Origin of the sequence: Mesorhizobium sp. (genome assembly GCF_965229135.1) — a bacterium.
Classification (GTDB): domain Bacteria; phylum Pseudomonadota; class Alphaproteobacteria; order Rhizobiales; family Rhizobiaceae; genus Mesorhizobium.
Genome location: NZ_OZ245860.1, coordinates 2,966,534 through 2,983,385, shown reverse-complemented (window position 1 = coordinate 2,983,385; position 16,852 = coordinate 2,966,534). Strand labels below are relative to the sequence as shown.

Below are 16,852 nucleotides of genomic sequence, written 5' to 3'. Positions count from 1 at the left end.
CCAGAGACGGATCCCACCTGGACTGCGCATGCGCGGCATCGTGGACTGTGGCCTTGAGGGGGTGTGAGCAAATGCCTTGTCCACGATCGATCATGGCCAGGCTGGTTGTCGCGGGGGTGCTCGGTGTTCTGCTCTCGACCGGTGCCGCCATGGCAGGCGATGCTTCGTCAAGGCGCGCGGCTTTCGTCTGACGCTGCTGGGCCAGGACGGCAAGCCTTTCAAGATTCTGCCCGAAGACAAGGCCGTGCCCGGTTCGCGCGATTGCCCGACGTCCTACGCGCTGTCGGAAGCTTACAAATTCACCCCGAGCGGAAAGTCGGCGGTGATTGCCATACTTGTGCAACGCTTCAGCCAAGATTTCGAAGGGCGCGACCGCTGCTTCATAGCCGTCACCGGCGAGCCGCGCTGATCGCACACACGACGTTTCCCGAGATGCATGGGAACTGGCATCGGCGACTCCAGTCCGCATCCGGTCAGTAGATCGAAAATCGGTTTTGTCAGATTGGCATGGCCGCAAGCATGAGGCCTAAGCCGCCGCATATCAAAATAGCCGTTGCCAACGCTTTCCGATGACGTTCGAAAACCGTTGGAGCTCGCTCCCAATTGTAACGCATACGCTATCTCCCCAAGACCCACGGAATCTTTACCTTACTCTGGGGAAGGAACGCAACGGCCTAGCCGGCCAGTCTGCTTGCTGCTCACGCAGGATTGACGACTATTTCTGGGATGAGTTCGGTCGTTGGTGGCCGGCGGCGATCTTGCGAGCGGGTAAGATGCTGTCGGGGCGCAAAACCACAAGAGCCCATCGCCGGTCTTTACCGGACGGCCGATAGACAGGGCGGTATCGCCGCGCTATCTGCATTTCGAGGAATATGCATGGGCTGGGTGGTTAGTGATGGAAGTTGCCTTTGAAACGGTTCTACGGCTGGCTGACGACGCCTCCGTCCAGCACGTCGGCGATGGAGCCGTTGTGCTGCTGGCGCGCAGCGGACAGCTTTTTACCTGCAACGGCACGACCGAGGCCTTTCTCGACAAGGTGGATGGCGCGCGCAGCCTCGACCAGATCGTCGGCCTGCTCTGCGCCGAGTTCGAGGTCGACAAGGACACGCTCGACGAGGACATGGCGGCATTGGCCAATGATCTGCTGTCGCAAGGTATTCTCGCCGCTCCGGGCGCATGATGGCTGACGGACCGCTTATGCGTGCCCTGTTTCGCTGCCATGTCTGGGCAAGCGCGCGATTGATGCCGCTGCTGGTCGCCAATCGCAGTTTCGAGGCCGTGCTCAAATGGGCGCCGCTCAGTTCGCCGACCCCTTATCGGGGGTTGCCGTCGTCCTACATCATTTCAGCGGTGAACCGCGCCGTCAGGCATCCATGGCTGATGCGCGACCGCAGATGCCTGCGGGAGGGCCTGCTCGCCCATCGGTTTCTTCGTTTTGCCGGCTTCGATCCGGAACTGCGCTTTGGCGTCGATCCGAAGTCGATGCAGGCGCCGCGCATGAGCGCTCATTGCTGGGTTTGCCTCGACGGCAGGCCGGTGGTCAGCGACAGCCTTCCGGGAATGGTCGAAATCTATCGCCACCACGCCCATTCTCGAAAGGCGCGCGCAGCTTGACCACGACATCGGCTCAGGTCTGTTACGCTCTCAATGGCCAGGTCATCGGCATATCGGCCGAGCGCACTGATCTTTGGCAGGACTTTGACAGGATGCTCGGCAGCCTGCGCGTGGCCTCCATCGCTGAACCCAGCTTTCATGTCGGCATTGCCGGGATGGCGCTTGCGCCGGAAACGCCTCGCGGTTCTCTCGTCTTCGACGGCGAGGTTCCGGAGGATGGACGGTGCCGGATGTTCCAGGACGGCGAGATCATCCATCTTGTCTTCGCCAGCCAAATACTTTCGATCCATGGGGCCGAGGGCAGGGCTGAAATCCGCATCCGTGCGGAGAACCAGATCAACTGGACAGTCTGGATGCTGGTGCTCGACGCGGCACTGGATGCAGGTGGCCAGCACATGCTTCATACCGCCGGGCTGACGCTGCCGGACCGGGACGCGATTGTCCTAATCCATGCCCCGAGCGGCACGGGCAAGACCACGACGTCCCTGGCGCTTGCCTCGCAAGGCTTCGGCATCTGCTCGGACGATGCGATGATTGTGACCGCGGCATCGGCGGACACGGCCGCCTGGGGCTTGCCGCGCCAGGTGAAGGTTCACCGGAAGACCGCGGAGATGCTTCCGTTCGTTTCGCCGTGCCTGGGTCCCTCATGGGACCGCAATGGCGAGCAGGCCATTTCGCTGGATTGCCTGCGCGACATCGTGCGGGTCGAGGATTCAAGCGTCAGGCCGGTGCTCGCGGTTCTGCACCTCGCGCGATCGGTGGACGGCCAGACCCGGCTTGCGACCATGGCCAGGACCGATGCGATGGTGGCGCTGGCGGCTGACAATGTCAGGACCGGCATGACCGGCCTTTTGCCGCTGCAAAAACGCCGGCTGTCGACGATTGCCAGGCTGGTGACCGCGGTGCCAACCTATACGTTGGAAGTCGGCTCAAGGCCCGCCGATTCGGCAGCACTGATCAGCGCTGCCCTGATGGGGCAGGGCTAGAGCATGATACCGGAAAGTGGAATGATTCCATCGGGATGGAAAAGGCTCTAGCGTAATTCCAGGAAAAGGGTGAAGCGGTTTCCGTCCGGAATTACGCAAATGAGAAGAGCTCTAGGTCCGGCGGCCTTGTTCAGGCAAAGCGTGGCCTGGGTTTGGCAAGCCGCTGGATCCAGCGGAAGGCGTCACGGCGCAGGCGCGAGCGTAGCTTGTCCCGGGAATTGACGTTCAGCAGCGTATTCCTGGTGATCAGCCGCCGGGCCAGCCGGATGCCGAGATCGGGCCTGATGCGGCCCGCGAGTTCAAGCGCCCGTCTTTCGTCGAACAGCCTGCCGGTCACGTTGAGCACGGTCGCCAGTTCGAGCTCGATGCCGGTCATCCGTGCGGCATCGAGAAGGCGCGCTTCGCAGTCCGGGGACTGCAGCGCGCGCACGCCTTGCAGCACGTCAACACAAAGCTGCAGCCGGTGGAATTTGTGTCCGCCGGCGGCATGGACGATGGCGATCGTCAGCAGCGCTGCCGGCGTGTCGATGACCTCGCCGTCGATGGCACGCAATTCACGGTACCCCAGCGACAGGCGCCGCCGCATGCCGGAGTCATGCACGAGGTCGCCATGCAATTCGACCAGCAGGCTCGAATTCTCCTTTTCGAGCCATTTGAATTCCTGCAGCCCGTAGGATTGGGCCTCGTCACCGGCGAGTTCGAAGCCGCATGCCGCGATGACCCGGTTGGCTTCGGACAAACGGCCCGGCTCGACAAGGATGTCGATGTCGGTGAACGGTCTGTCGGAAACGTTGCGGTACAGCTTTCGCGCAAAGACCGGTCCCTTGACGATCCGCGCCGGGATGCCGTCGGCGGCAAGCGCCTTCATGATGCGGTCGCCATGATAGTGCAGCAGCATTGATTGACCGGTCACGATCGTCGCCTTCTGGCGCAGGTCGGACAGCGTTGCTCGCAGCGCCGCATCCTTCGGCAAGGTCTCGCCACCGATCTCCCCAAGCTTGCGCAGCATGATCGGAAGGGTGCCGTGGAACTCTGCATTGGCCAGCAAGGCCATCATTGTATCCGCGGACTCACGAAGGTCGCCAATCATCGACGCCTCCGGATCGGCGTAGCGCAGCAAGAGCTTTTTGTCGGTCGGAGAAAGAGGAGGCAGCATTATCCGGGCAATTTCATCAATCAGGCGGCATGTTCAGGAAGATGGTTGCAGAAATGCGGAGGCGAAGCCAGAGCCGCCTTGCGAGTAAGCGGCGTATATGTTGATTCGCACCGATTGTTGTTGAGCAAAGGGAATTGCATGAGCAAGAAAGCCTATCAGGCGCCGGTGCTGCGCAAGGCAGGGAAATTGTCCGGCGTCACGGCCGCTTCCAATCCGTCCCTTCCGGCAGGTTGACCACTGCAACCGGTGAGCCCGGCGCCTGATATTTCCGAGCCAGTCCAGTTCACGCCATTTGACGATATCCGGAGCTACATGCCCCAACGCAATGCCGGGGCATGGACGGGTGCATCCCACAAGCCGGTCGTCTCCGCGTCGAGCATGGTCAGCGTGATGGAGCAGCCGGCCATATCGAGCGACGTGACATAGCCGCCGACCAGCGATCGGATCACTGTCACGCCGTGCTTCTCGAAAATCCGGCGCGCACTGTTGTACATCAGATAGAGTTCCATCAACGGCGTGCCGCCGAAGCCGTTGACGAACAGGAGTGCCGAGCCCTTGGCCTTGTCGCCGAGGTCGCCCAGGATCGCGGCGCAGATCTCCTCGGCGATCGCATCTGCGCTCTTCAACAGGTCGCGCCGGCGACCCGGCTCTCCATGGATGCCGACGCCGAATTCCATCTCGCCGTCACCAATGTTGAAGGTCGGTCTGCCCGCGGCCGGCACCGTGCCGCTGGTCAATGCCACGCCCATCGACCGCGTCGCGCCGTTGACGCGGTCGCCAAGCGCCTTCAACTGTGCCAACGCCATGCCTTGCTCGGCCGCCGCGCCGACAATCTTTTCGACCACGAGCGTGCCGGCGACGCCGCGCCGGCCGGTCGTGTAGGACGAATTCTCGACGGCGACATCGTCATTGGTCACCACCTGCAACACGCCCTCCGACATTTCGGCGGCCATGTCGAAGTTCATCACGTCGCCCTCATAGTTCTTGACGATGAACAGGCAACCGGCGCCGGTCTCGACGGCCTGCGCCGCCGCCAGCATCTGGTCCGGGGTTGGCGAGGTGAACACCTGGCCGGGGCAGGCGGCGTCCAGCATGCCGTGGCCGATAAAGCCGCCATGCAACGGCTCATGGCCGGAGCCGCCGCCGGAAATCAGTGCAACCTTGCCCGGCCGCAAGGTCTTGCGGCGAATGAATTTATGCTCGTCGCCAAGCACAAGAATATCGGCATGGGCCGCGACGAAGCCATCAAGGCTTTCGGTCAGGGCGGTCTCGACCGAGTTCAGAAATTTCTTCATGGTGTCCTCCCAAACAACCCGGCGAGAAATGATCAGCCGCCACTCTTGCCGGTGATGCTGGTGATCTTCTGGATGAAATCGTTGACCGCACGATCGAGAGCCGCATTCTGCTTGTCGTCGCCGAAATCGGGCACGATGAGCGAAACATGCCGGGTCTTGCGCATGCCGGCGGCCACCGAGATCTTGCCGGGATGCGCCTGGTGGTAGGCGGCCAGGAACTGGTCGCGCTCGGCCGGGCTGAAATGGCAGACGGAAAAAATAGCCGGCAAATGTTTTGATGGAATCGGGATCGAATAGGCGGGACTGGAAATCTGCGTCACGAAACTGCGGTGCTTGCCAAGCGCGTCGGCCAAGCGCTGGCGCATGCCGGACGGCCGCTGGTCGATGACCTGCGACAGGATTGACTTGTAGGCGCGGATCGCCTCTTCGGAACCGGGTTCAGGCGTCTTGTCGACCATGTTAGCCATGCCTAGACCGATACGTCCGCGATGGCCGCCTTGGCCAAGGCGAGCTGAGCTGGCGCGACGGACAGGTCGCGCAGGCCTGCTTCCAGCAACGAAGGGATCTCGGCGGGATCGCCGCCGGCGTCGCCGCACAGGCTGACGGGAATCGTGTGTTCCCGCCCGAAGGCGACGACCGAGCGGATCAGCCGCAGCACGGCCGGATGGCGGACCGAGTTGAGATGCGCGACAGCGGCATTGTCGCGCGCCGCCGCCATCACATATTGCGTCAGGTCGTTGGAGCCGATCGAGAAGAAGGCGACGCTGGCGAACGCCTCCGGCGCGATGGCGACCGAAGGCACCTCGACCATGATGCCGAGCGGTGGCATCCGCTGCGCGACGCCGCGAGCGGCAAGGGCCGACTGTTCGTCAGCGAACAAGGCGGCTGCGCGTACATATTCATCGGCCGTGGCGATCATCGGAAACATGACCTTCAGATTGCCGTGTACGGCGGCGCGCAGCAATGCCCTGATCTGAATACGGAATATGTCGACACGGGCCAGCGACAGCCTGATCCCGCGCAGGCCGAGGAACGGATTGCCTTCTTCCACCGTAAAGCCGGGCACTGGCTTGTCACCGCCGGCATCGACGGTGCGGATCGTCACCGGCTTGTCGCCGGCCCATTCGAGCACCTTGCGATAATGGCGATACTGCGTCTCTTCGTCAGGCAATGACTTGCCGAACAGGAATTCGGTGCGCATCAGCCCAACGCCGTCGCAAGTCGCGATGTCGATGCCGTCGACATCGGACGGATCGGCGATGTTGACCTGCACGCGCACCGGCGTGCCGGCTTTGGTGAGCGCCGGCCGCGCCAGGAACGTCACGGCCCGGTCGCGCCGCGTCGCGAACAAAAGGGCCGACTGGCGAAAGGCATGGATCTCGGTCCTTGAGGGCGAAAGCACGATGCCGCCATGCTCGGCGTCGAGCAGCACCGTGTCGGCCGGACTTGTTGCCGTCGCGCGAGGGTCAATCGCCCCAAGTCCGACCAGCATGGGCACCCCGCGCGAGCGCGCCAGCATCGCGACATGGCTTGCGGTGCTGCCGGCTCGCAGTGCGATGCCGCCGCCCTTGCTCCAGTCGGTTTCGAGAAAGCGTGTCGGGGCGATGTCGTCGCCATACAGGATGGCGCCCGCTGGCGCGCCAAACTCCGCCTCATCGTCGGTCAGCTCCCGCAGCACCTGGTCCCTGATATCGCGCAGGTCCCCGGCGCGCGCGCGGAAATAGTCCTCGTCGGAGGCTTCGTATCCCCCAATCTCGGCATCGAGTGCGTCCCGCCATGCCGCATCGGCGCCTCGTCCGGCATCGATCGATGTCAAAGCCGGTCCGCTCAGCGCGTCGTCCTCCAGCATGGCAATGTGGAATTCGAGTATGCCGGCGGCTTCGCCATCGGCGGTCTCGACCATTGCCGCAAGCCGGCTCACCGCCATGCCAATCGCGGCCTTCAGCGACGCCTTCTCCTCGTCAGGAGTCGTTTTCCGTTTATAGGTGGCTGGCGGCCGGTCGAGTTGGAACAATGGTCCCTCGGCATAGCCAGCCGATGCCGGAACACCCTCAATCCACATGGCCCGAATTCCCCGCGGGCTGGGAATGGCGCGCGCCAGCGTCAAGCCGACCGGACATGACCGGCTTCCTCGTCGAAATCGCGTCGTACCAGTTCGACAAGCGCGCGGACGGCATCATTGGCGTCGCCGCCCTTGGCCCTGATATGCAGCAGCGTGCCCTTCGGCGCCTTGGCCGCCATCACCTTGACGATGCTCTTGGCGTCGAACCAGGGGCCGTTGGCGGCGAGCGCTATCTCCACCTCGGCGGCAAAGTTCTTGGCCAGCTTGGTGAACTTCACCGAAGGACGCGCATGCAGACCCACATCGTGGGTGATCAGGACGGTCGCTTCGGCGGCTGCGGACATTTTCAGAATTCCCGTTTACTCACGACGGCGACAATTCATGCGCTGTCGCAACCACTTCCTTGAGCGAGGCGCCGCCGGACGCCTCGGTCGCCGCCATCACCGCGCCTTCGACGATCGGCGCGTTGCAGACGATGATCTTCTGCGCACGCGGCTCGCCGATCATTTCCACGGCCATCTCGCTGTTGGTCTCGGCGCCGCCGAGATCGACGAGAACCGCGACACCAGCCTCTGACCACGCGTTCTCGATGGCCGCCATGATGGCCTCGACACTGGTGCCGAGCCCGCCATGGCCGTTTCCGCCGCACCATGCAAGCGGCACTTCGTCGCCCACCATCTGGCGTACCATGTCGGCCGTGCCTTCCGCGACCAGCGGTGAATGCGACACGATCACGATCCCGACATTGCTCATGCACTTTCCCCAATGGTCTCGACGATTGCCCGGACCAGCAACGCCGTCGAGCGCGCGCCCGCATCCATATGCCCGATCGAACGGTCGCCGAGGAACGAGGCGCGGCCGCGCAGGGCCTTCATTGGAATGGTTGCCCGGGCAGCGGCGTCGGCGACGTCAGCGATTTCCATTGCTGTCTTTCCCTGCGCCAGCGCGTCATGCACCGGTTTCAGGACATCGAGCATTGTCTTCTGTCCAACCTGCGACTTGCCCCGTGCCGCCACCGCTTCGATCGCCTTGCCAAAGGCTGCCGTAAGGCCGGCGCGATCAGGCTCGGCCGAAATCTCCTTGCCGAGCGCCATGAACAAGGTACCGAACAGTGGGCCGGAAGCGCCGCCGACCGTCATCACCAGCTTGGTTCCAATTGCCTGCAGGGCGTCCGGCAAGGGCTTGGCCGAAAACACCTCGGCCTCGCTGCGCACGGCCTCGAAGCCGCGCTTCATGTTCAGCCCATGGTCGCCGTCGCCGATCGCCTGGTCGAGCGCCGTCAACTCATCCGCGTGAGTGGCAATCATGTCGGCGCTGGCCGCGATCAGCCTGGCAAGGTTCAGCGCCGCCATGTCCAAATTCCCGGTTTCCGTCCTGCCGGCAGTATCGAAAGAACTGTCGTTCGACAACTGAAGCATGCGTCAGGCCGCGGTATGTAGCGCGGCGGCGGCCGCGAAGACCTCGGCCACCGCGTGGGCGCCGGGATCGATCACCCCCCGCAGCTTGCCGCCGACATAGGCGGCTCGCCCGGCCTTGGCCTTCTCCATCGCGGCGGTGGCCTCGGCGCCGCGTCGGGCGGCGGCGGCCGCCTCTTCCAGGCCATTGGCGTCGAGCGCTTTGAGGGCAGGTTCCAGAGCATCGACCATGGTGCGATCGCCTGGTTTGGCGCCGCCGTAGAAGGTCATCCGTTCAAGGCCGGCAAGCAGTGCCTTAGCCATGCCGGCGCCGTCGTCGAGAGCCTGTGCCGCCGCCGTGAAGAAGATCGACAGCAGCACCCCGCTCGAGCCACCCATGGATGCGCTCAATATGTCGCCCACCGCGCCAAGCGTCGCGGCAGGGCTGGCCAGCGGCAGCGCGTCAAGCCGCTCGAGGATGCTGCGTGCGCCGGTCGCCACGGTCGAGCCGGTGTCGCCATCACCCGCCCTGGCGTCGAGCCCGTTCAATGCCGCTTCGAGTGAAATCAGCCTTTCGCAGACCGTGACGATCATGCGCCTGGTGCCTGCATCCTGGCTGGCCTTGTGGTTTGTGCCCTGTCCGGCGGCTTTCGCCATAGGAACGATAGCGGGGGGCACGACCGGCATTATCGGCAACCAGGCATGGGGGCCGACCGGCGCCAGAAGGGCTGCTTCACGTGCGGCATCGAGCCTGATCAGCGACAGCGAGAAGCCGTTCATGTTGAGCGCCGTCATCAGCGGGCCGGGGCCGATCGTCAGCTTGACCATCTTGGCCAGCGGCGAGGCTAGCACCGCATTGGCGATGACAGACATCTCGAGCGGCGGTACCGAGCCGAGATTGTTGATCAGCAAGGCGTGGCTGGCCGCGGGATCGATCCTTGCCGCCAGGCGCTCCGCCATGATGGTCACAAGCCTGTCAGCACTTTGCACCGCGATGCGTTCGACGCCCGGCTCGCCATGAATGCCAAGGCCGAGTTCGCCATCGTCTTCGCCAAACCTGTCCTCGTGAGGCTGGCCAGGTATGGAGCAGGACGACAGCGACATGCCGAGCGAGACAATATCCTTCGCCGCCGCGCGTGCCGCCGCAGTGATACCGGCCAGATCGTGGCCGGCCTCCGACAGATGTCCGGCGATCTTGTGCACGAAAAGGGTGCCCGCAACGCCGCGCGGCTGGGCAATGTCGGGGAGCGCGATGTCGTCGGCGACGATCACCATCTCGACACGAAAGCCTTCCGCGCGCGCTTTCTCGGCGGCCAGGCCGAAATTCAGGCGGTCACCGGTGTAGTTCTTGACGATCAGCAGGCAACCGGCTGGACCGGTGACCGCGCGGATGGCCGCCAGCACGGCTTCGACGCTCGGCGAGGCAAAGATCTCGCCCGAGACCGCCGCCGTCAGCATGCCCTTGCCGACGAAGCCGGCATGCGAAGGCTCGTGCCCGGCGCCACCGCCTGATACGACGCTGACCCTTGTCCTGTCCCAATCGGTGCGCAGCACCACCTTGATCTCGGGATAGCCATCGAGGCGCGCGAGATCGCCAGCGCCGATGGTCCGCAGCAGACCGTCCAACGCCTCGGTGACGATCGTTTCCCGGCGGTTGAAAAAGTGCTTCATCGAATTCGTCCAGTTCCATTGGTCAGTCAAAAGCAGGCGCTGAACCCTTGGCGGCAAATCACCGAAAACGGTTCACATCAGCCCCATTCACATCAGTCGTTGTCCGTCGGCGCCGAAATAGAGCGGCGACCGGTAGCGGATCTCCACTTTGTCGCCTTGCGCCAGATCGGTGTCGGGATCGGTCAGCGTCACCAGCTTCTTTTGGCCCACCGTCACATGCAGGTGGTTCTGGTCGCCCAGATGCTCGACCCAGTCGACGACGCCATCGGCATGGCCATTCGTGGCCTTCTCGATCGCCAGATGTTCGGTGCGCGCGCCGATCGTCTTGGTGCCGGCTGGCGCGCCGCCATCGGGCAACAAACCGGTCGGCAGAAGATTGATCGCGGGCTGTCCGAGCCTTGCCGCGACATGCAGGTTGGCCGGCTCGGAATAGATCGTTCGCGGCGAGCCGATCTGCACCAGCACACCATCGGCGAGGATGCCGATGCGGTCGGCCATGGTCATCGCCTCGATCTGGTCATGCGTGACATAGAGCATGGTGGCGCCAAGCTCGGTCTGGATGCGCTTCAGTTCGAGCCTCAGATCCGCCCGCAGCTTGGCATCGAGCGACGACAGTGGTTCGTCCATCAGGTAGATCGAAGGCTTGCGCACCAGCGCGCGGCCGATGGCAACGCGCTGCATTTCGCCGCCCGACAGTTTTGTCGAGCGGTTGGCGAGCTTGTGATGGATGCGCACCATGGCAGCCACTTCCTCGACCCGGCGCCGGATCTGGTCTTCAGGAACCCGTCGTGCGGGCGAACGCAGCGGGAAGGCGAGGTTGTCGAACACCGACAGGTGCGGGTAGAGCGAGTATTGCTGGAACACAAAGGCCGTGTCGCGCTCGGCCGGCGATAGTGTCGTCGCGTTGTGGCCACCGATTTCGATCGTTCCGCTATCTGGCCGTTCAAGCCCGGCGATCAGCCGCAGCGTCGTCGTCTTGCCGGCGCCGGTGGGCCCGAGCAGCACGACGAACTCGCCATCGGCGATATGCAGGTCGAGACCGTCGACGGCGACATGCTCGCCAAAGCTCTTGGTCACGTTCTTGATATGCACGTCAGCCATGCTGCGCTCTCCCCTGAGAGGCGGTGTCGTGGACGGCGGTTCTCACCGCGCGGCCGGAGCCCTTGTCGAACAGAGACAGCCTCGCGCTGTTCAAGGTCAGGCCGACATGATCGCCGGCATTGAGCCGGATTTCCGCCGGGACACGCGCCTTGATGATGCCGTCAGCCGTCTCCACCGCGACGATCTGCGTGGTGCCGAGATATTCGGTGCCGTAGACGGCGCCGCGCAGTCCGGAAGTGTCATCGAAACGGATGTGTTCGGGGCGGATACCAAGCGCCATGTCGGTGGGCGCGATGTCCTCGCGCACCTCGGGCACCGTAACTGTCGCGCCCTGCACGACGATCTCCCTAGCGCCCTTGGCGAGCCCGCCGCCGAACCCGAGGAAGTTCATCGGCGGCGAGCCGATGAAGTCGGCGACGAACATGGTCGCTGGACGGTCGTAGATCTCACGCGGCGTGCCGAACTGTTCGATGACGCCGTGGTTCATGACCGCGATCTTGTCGGCCATCGACATAGCTTCCATCTGGTCGTGCGTGACATAGACGGTCGTGGCGCGAATGCGGTTGTGCAGCTCGCGCAACTCGTGGACCATCAGATCGCGGAATTCGGTATCGAGGGTTCCCAGCGGCTCGTCCATCAGGAAGCACTTTGGCCGCCGCACGATGGCGCGGCCGAGTGCCACGCGCTGGCGGTCGCCGCCGGCCAGGCCGGAGACGGATTTGTCGAGCAGATGGTCGATGCGCAGCAGCTTCGCCGTCTCCTCGACACGTGTCCGGATTTCGGCCGATGGCATGCCCTGCGCCAGCAGCGGGAAGCCGATGTTCTTGCGCACATTCATATGCGGATAGAGCGCGAACAGCTGGAAGACGAAGGCGATATCGCGCTCGCGTGCCCGCAGCATGGTGACATCGTCGCCGCCAAGCAGGATGTGGCCACCGGTGGGCAATTCCAGCCCGGCGATCATGCGCAGGGTCGTTGTCTTGCCGCAGCCCGACGGTCCGAGCATGACGAAGAACTCGCCGTCCTCGACGACGAAGTTGGAATCCTGCACGGCGACGAAATCGCCGAAGGCCTTTCTGAGGTGTTGGACGCGAATTTCAGCCATGACTATTCCGGGAACTTCGAGACGATGATGAACATCACGGTGCCGGCGAGCATGGTGATGAAGGAATAGGTGTAGAGAGACAGGGCGAAAGGCTGAAACAGCATCAGGAAGCCGATCGCGATCAGCGCCGTGGCGATGTTTTCCATCAGGCCGCGTCGGGCCCAGCGAGGCCAGCGCGACTTGCGTTTGACGGGCTTGGCCATGCTCATTTGCGCACCGCGCCGAAGGTGATGCCGCGCAGCAATTGCTTGCGAAGCAGGATGGTGAAAACCAGGATCGGCACCAGGAAGATCGTCGTTCCTGCCGCGACGGCGGGCCAGTCCTGGCCGCCTTCGCCGATGATGGTCGGGATGAAGGGCGGCGCGGTCTGCGCCGTGCCGGACGTGAGCAGCGAGGCGAACGCGTATTCGTTCCAGGCAAAGATCAGGCAGAAGATGGCGGTCGCGGCGATGCCGGTCGTCGCCTGCGGCAGCACCGTGCGCCAGAACGCCTGCAGGCGCGTATAGCCGTCGATCATCGCCGCTTCTTCATATTCGCGCGGGATCTCGTCGATGAAGCCTTTGAGCAGCCACACCGCCAGCGAGACGTTGACGGCCGTATAGAGCAGGATCATGCCAAGCGCGGTGTCCGACAGGCCAAGCTCGCGGTACATCAGGTAGATGGGGATGGCGACCGCGATCGGCGGCATCATGCGCGTCGACAGGATGAAGAACAGAAGGTCATCCGCCAGCGGCACCTTGAAGCGCGAGAAGCCGTAGGCCGACAGCGTGCCGAGGAAAACCGCGCAGAAGGTCGAGCCGAAGGCGATGATCAGCGAGTTGACGAAGCGCGGCAGGAAGTTGGACGGGCCGGCGATCACCATGTTGCGCTCGCGCGCGCTCTCGTCGCAGACGCCCGTCGCCGGGCCAAGCGAATTGATATACTCCGGCGTCTGCCGGGTCCGCGTTGTGAACAGGTTGCAGTATCCCTCGATGCTCGGTTGGAAGACGATCTTGGGCGGGTAGGCGATCGAATCCGGCGGTGTCTTGAAGCTGGTGGCGAAGATCCAAAGCAGCGGTACGATCGAGATCAGCGCATAGGCGACGATGATGGTGCCGGCGATGCGTTTCGACGTGGTGCTGGGGGCGACGACGGAATGGGCTGTGGTCAGGCTCATCTCTGCTTCACCTTGTTGAGCGCCTTGACGTAGATGTTGGCGAGGCCGAACACCGCGACGAACAGGATGATGGCGAAGGCCGAGGAATAGCCGGTGCGCCAGCTCTCGAAGGCCTGCCGCTTCAGCGTGATCGAGGCAACTTCGGTGGTCGAGCCTGGCCCGCCACCGGTGAGCAGGTTGACCATGTCGAACATCTTGAAGTTCTCGATGCCGCGAAACAGCACCGCCAGCATGATGAAGGGCAGCGCCATCGGCAGCGTGATCGACCAGAACTGCCGCCAGTTCGAGGCGCGGTCGACCTCGGCGGCTTCGTAGATGTATTCCGGGATCGAGCGCAGGCCGGCGAGGCAGATCAGCATCACGTAAGGGGTCCACATCCAGGTGTCGACGATGACGATCGCCCATGGCGCGAGTTGCACGCTGCCCAGCATCTCGAAGGAGGAAGGCGGCACGCCCGTGAAAAAGGCGACGACATAGTTGAAGAGGCCGGTCTGTGGTTGGTAGAGGAAGCGCCAGAAATTGCCGACCACGGCGGGCGACAGCATCATCGGCACCAGGATGATGGTCGTCCAGAAGGCGTGGCCGCGGAACTTCCGGTCGATCAGCCAGGCCAGCGTGAAGCCGATTAGCGTCTGCAGAAGGATGGTCCAAAAGACGAAATGCGCCGTCGTCTGCATGGCGATCCAGACGTCCTGGTCGCCGAGGATGCGCTGGTAGTTGGCGAAGCCGAGATTCTTCACGACCTCGTTGGACCGGTTGGCCCTATAGTTGGTGAACGACAGATAGATCGCCCAGAACAGCGGGAAGATGTTGATGGCGAGCAGCAGAAGGATCGTCGGCGAGATGAACAGCCACGCCAGGCCCTTGTCGCTGATGCCGCGGACCCTGCGCGCCAGCGGTTCCGGGGTCGCCCGGGCAACGCTGTCCGCCGTCCGATTGAGCATGGTCATTCCTGCTTCGGTCACGTGCTCGTCTCGATGATGGAATTTATCTGAACCGCGTCCCGTGCCAAGGCGGCACGGGACGCTCGGGCCGGGCTCGGGAGGAGCCTTACATCTTGCCGTCGTCCTGGAAGGTCGCGGTCCAGTCCTTGACCAGGCTGTCCAGTGCTTCCTGGGCGGTGCCCTGGTCGGCCACCACGTAGTCATGGACGCGCTTCTGCATCGCCTGCAGCAGCGTGGCGTAGCTCGGCTCGGCCCAGAAATCCTTCACCATCTGCATTGACGCGAGGAAGTCAGGAGCGAAGGGCGCGCTTTTCGGGAACGACGGGGCTTCCACCACTGCCTTCAGTGCCGAGTAGCCACCGATCTCCCACCACTTCTGCTGGACAGCCGGCTGGGCGAACCACTTGATGTACTTCAGCGCGGCATCCTTGTGGTCCGAATACGATACCACCGAAATGCCTTGGCCGCCGAGTTGGGTGAAGTGCCCTTCCGGGCCAGCGGGGTTGGGGAAGAACCCGATCTTGTCGCCACCGACGTTCGGGTCCTTGTACAGACCGGGGAAGAACGCGAACCAGTTCATCTGCATGGCCACCTGGCCCGACTTGAAGGCGTCAAGCCCCTCCGACATGTATGCATCGGTCATGCCCGGCGCCGTGCAGCACTTGTAGAGGTCCTTGTAGAATTCGAGGCCCTTCACAGCGCCCGGCGAATTGACGAACCCCTTCATGTCATATGGCTTCTTCGGATTCTCGTACTGGAAGCCATAGTCGTAGAGGACGTTTGTCACGCCCATGGTGATGCCTTCCGAGCCCCGCTCGGTAAAGATATAGGCGCCGTAGACCTTCTTGCCGTCAATATCGCGGCCCTGGAAGAACTTGGCGATGTCCTTGAGTTCGTCATAGGTCTTGGGCGGCGCCAGATCGCGTCCGTATTTCTTCTTGAACTCGGCTTGCAGCTCCGGCTTGGAGAACCAGTCCTTGCGATAGGTCCAGCCGACCGCGTCGGCCATCGCCGGCAATGCCCAGTAGTTCGGCGTGTTCTTCGGCCACTCCGAATAGCCCAGGACCGTCGCCGGCACGAAGTCGTCCATGCTGATCTTCTCCTTGTCGAAGAATTCGTTCAGCTTGACGTAGTGGCCGTTCTCGGCGGAGCCGCCGATCCACTGGCTGTCGCCGATGATCAGGTCGCACAGCTTGCCATGCGAATTCAGCTCGTTGAGGAAGCGATCGGCATAGTTGGTCCACGGCACGAATTCGAATTTCATGCCGATGCCGGTCTGCTTGGTGAAGTCCTTGGACAGTTCGACAAGCGCGTTGGCCGGGTCCCAGGCGGCCCAGCACAGCGTCAGGTCTTCAGCGTGCGCGACACTCGAGACGGCAGTCGACGCTGATATCGCCGAGGCCAGTCCCAACGCCAGTTTCAAGCTCGATTTCATGCCTTCCTCCCATTTGCGAAACGCGCCCGGATGACGGTTTCAAGAACCTGCAACCCCTCTCCTCAGGGGCCCAAACATGGCGGCGCGGCAGCGCTGCGGATGTTTAGTAATTTGTTTAGTGATGCAATTTTTACTAAACAACGCAAGCGAATTCGTTGCTGCGTCGCAGCATGGCGAAACGCGTAATTGAAATCGTTGCGAAATAGGGACCGGACGGACGGTCCGGCTAACGCTCAGCCAGCCTGGACGACAGTGCTCGGGTTCGGCATCACCGGCCGGAGAGGCGGGGCGGGCGGCAACAAGGCGCGTATGTCTGCGAAGGGAAATGTCGGTTCGAAGCGATAGGCCTCGGCCAGTGAACCGGCGACGCCATTGCATTGACCGGCGCGGAATTCATTCTGGATGCGCGCCCTGTCGACATATTGCTCCGGCGCCTGCGACCGATGCATCCGGATCGCCTCCGCCTTGATGGCGGCATGGGTGGAGATATCCACATAATGCGTTGGCGAAAACCCGGTACCGCCCATCGTGTCGGCGTGGACGACCGGAACCCTGAACGACGCCGCGATCCGCACGCCGTCCGACAGGGCGCGGTGATCGGCGTGATAGTCGTTCGGCGCATGCGTGATCACCAAGTCAGGTCCGATCTCGCCGACCAGCGCCTTGAGGGTCGCGATCATTTCGGCATCGGCCACCAGCGCACCATCCGGGAAATCGAGAAAGCGTGGTGTAGCACCCAGCAGGGCCGCCGCCCCGCATGCTTCCTCCCGGCGCGCCCTAGCAAGCGCGGCGGGATCGCCCTTGCCACCCCTGGCACCATCGGTGGCGACGGCAAAAGTCAGTTCTGCGCCTTGCGCCGCATAGGCGGCCATCGTACCGAACATGAAGATCTCGATGTCGTCCGGATGCGCACCGAGCGCCAATATTCTCAAG

The 16,852-nt window shown here is 63.2% G+C and carries 19 protein-coding genes; 4 read left to right on the top strand and 15 right to left on the bottom strand.

Annotated elements, in window-relative coordinates; translation table 11 throughout:
- The first annotated feature begins 76 nt into the window (after nt 1-76).
- The 4 genes from ACO07C_RS14175 (at nt 77) to ACO07C_RS14160 (ending at nt 2,600) form a co-directional block, all read left to right on the top strand.
- The gene (locus ACO07C_RS14175) at nt 77-409 is read left to right on the top strand and encodes a DUF2259 domain-containing protein (protein WP_421914787.1); all 333 of its coding nucleotides are present in this window, start codon (nt 77-79) and stop codon (nt 407-409) included.
- Nucleotides 410-895: 486 nt separating this feature from the next.
- A complete protein-coding gene (locus ACO07C_RS14170; RefSeq protein ID WP_421914786.1) occupies nt 896-1,180 on the top strand; it encodes a PqqD family protein in 285 nt (94 codons plus the stop codon).
- The gene (locus ACO07C_RS14165; protein WP_421914785.1) at nt 1,180-1,614 is read left to right on the top strand and encodes a lasso peptide biosynthesis B2 protein; all 435 of its coding nucleotides are present in this window, start codon (nt 1,180-1,182) and stop codon (nt 1,612-1,614) included. Before ACO07C_RS14170 ends, ACO07C_RS14165 begins: the two co-directional genes overlap by 1 nt.
- Entirely contained in the window at nt 1,611-2,600 is a 990-nt protein-coding gene (locus tag ACO07C_RS14160; RefSeq protein WP_421914784.1) for a serine kinase, read from the top strand. Before ACO07C_RS14165 ends, ACO07C_RS14160 begins: the two co-directional genes overlap by 4 nt.
- A gap of 130 nt (nt 2,601-2,730) precedes the next feature.
- Here the strand turns inward: ACO07C_RS14160 and ACO07C_RS14155 are convergent, their stop codons facing one another.
- The 15 genes from ACO07C_RS14155 to ACO07C_RS14085 all read right to left on the bottom strand — a co-directional run bounded on the left by ACO07C_RS14155 (nt 2,731) and on the right by ACO07C_RS14085 (nt 16,851).
- Nucleotides 2,731-3,756: a nucleotidyltransferase family protein gene (locus tag ACO07C_RS14155; RefSeq protein WP_421914783.1), complete on the bottom strand. Its 1,026-nt coding sequence runs from the start codon at nt 3,754-3,756 to the stop codon at nt 2,731-2,733.
- A gap of 308 nt (nt 3,757-4,064) precedes the next feature.
- A complete protein-coding gene (dhaK, locus tag ACO07C_RS14150) occupies nt 4,065-5,051 on the bottom strand; it encodes a dihydroxyacetone kinase subunit DhaK (protein WP_421914782.1) in 987 nt (328 codons plus the stop codon).
- A 32-nt stretch (nt 5,052-5,083) separates the two neighbouring features.
- Entirely contained in the window at nt 5,084-5,509 is a 426-nt protein-coding gene (locus ACO07C_RS14145; RefSeq protein ID WP_421914781.1) for a hypothetical protein, read from the bottom strand.
- A gap of 11 nt (nt 5,510-5,520) precedes the next feature.
- Complete coding sequence (ptsP, locus tag ACO07C_RS14140) at nt 5,521-7,113, bottom strand: phosphoenolpyruvate--protein phosphotransferase (protein WP_421914780.1); 1,593 nt, start codon at nt 7,111-7,113, stop codon at nt 5,521-5,523.
- Between the two features lie 41 nt (nt 7,114-7,154).
- On the bottom strand, nt 7,155-7,457 hold the full coding sequence (locus ACO07C_RS14135; RefSeq protein ID WP_421914779.1) for an HPr family phosphocarrier protein: 303 nt from the start codon (nt 7,455-7,457) through the stop codon (nt 7,155-7,157).
- 19 nt (nt 7,458-7,476) lie between these two features.
- On the bottom strand, nt 7,477-7,866 hold the full coding sequence (gene dhaM, locus ACO07C_RS14130; protein ID WP_421914778.1) for a dihydroxyacetone kinase phosphoryl donor subunit DhaM: 390 nt from the start codon (nt 7,864-7,866) through the stop codon (nt 7,477-7,479).
- On the bottom strand, nt 7,863-8,465 hold the full coding sequence (gene dhaL, locus ACO07C_RS14125) for a dihydroxyacetone kinase subunit DhaL (protein ID WP_421914776.1): 603 nt from the start codon (nt 8,463-8,465) through the stop codon (nt 7,863-7,865). Before dhaL ends, dhaM begins: the two co-directional genes overlap by 4 nt.
- Nucleotides 8,466-8,534: 69 nt before the next feature.
- Complete coding sequence (locus ACO07C_RS14120) at nt 8,535-10,178, bottom strand: dihydroxyacetone kinase subunit DhaK (protein ID WP_421914775.1); 1,644 nt, start codon at nt 10,176-10,178, stop codon at nt 8,535-8,537.
- An 87-nt stretch (nt 10,179-10,265) separates the two neighbouring features.
- Nucleotides 10,266-11,279 (bottom strand): ABC transporter ATP-binding protein, encoded by a 1,014-nt coding sequence (locus tag ACO07C_RS14115; RefSeq protein ID WP_421914774.1) that lies wholly within the window; start codon nt 11,277-11,279, stop codon nt 10,266-10,268.
- The gene (locus tag ACO07C_RS14110; protein WP_421914773.1) at nt 11,272-12,384 is read right to left on the bottom strand and encodes an ABC transporter ATP-binding protein; all 1,113 of its coding nucleotides are present in this window, start codon (nt 12,382-12,384) and stop codon (nt 11,272-11,274) included. Before ACO07C_RS14110 ends, ACO07C_RS14115 begins: the two co-directional genes overlap by 8 nt.
- A 2-nt stretch (nt 12,385-12,386) precedes the next feature.
- A complete protein-coding gene (locus ACO07C_RS14105) occupies nt 12,387-12,593 on the bottom strand; it encodes a hypothetical protein (RefSeq protein ID WP_421914772.1) in 207 nt (68 codons plus the stop codon).
- Nucleotides 12,590-13,540, bottom strand: coding sequence for a carbohydrate ABC transporter permease (locus tag ACO07C_RS14100; protein ID WP_421914771.1), 951 nt, complete (start codon nt 13,538-13,540; stop codon nt 12,590-12,592). Before ACO07C_RS14100 ends, ACO07C_RS14105 begins: the two co-directional genes overlap by 4 nt.
- Nucleotides 13,537-14,484, bottom strand: a complete 948-nt coding sequence (locus ACO07C_RS14095; protein WP_421917526.1) for a carbohydrate ABC transporter permease — start codon at nt 14,482-14,484, stop codon at nt 13,537-13,539. The genes ACO07C_RS14100 and ACO07C_RS14095 overlap by 4 nt, the downstream gene beginning before the upstream one ends.
- A gap of 106 nt (nt 14,485-14,590) precedes the next feature.
- On the bottom strand, nt 14,591-15,919 hold the full coding sequence (locus ACO07C_RS14090) for an extracellular solute-binding protein (RefSeq protein WP_421914770.1): 1,329 nt from the start codon (nt 15,917-15,919) through the stop codon (nt 14,591-14,593).
- 233 nt (nt 15,920-16,152) lie between these two features.
- A complete protein-coding gene (locus tag ACO07C_RS14085; protein WP_421914769.1) occupies nt 16,153-16,851 on the bottom strand; it encodes a PIG-L deacetylase family protein in 699 nt (232 codons plus the stop codon).
- Nucleotide 16,852 lies beyond the last annotated feature (1 nt).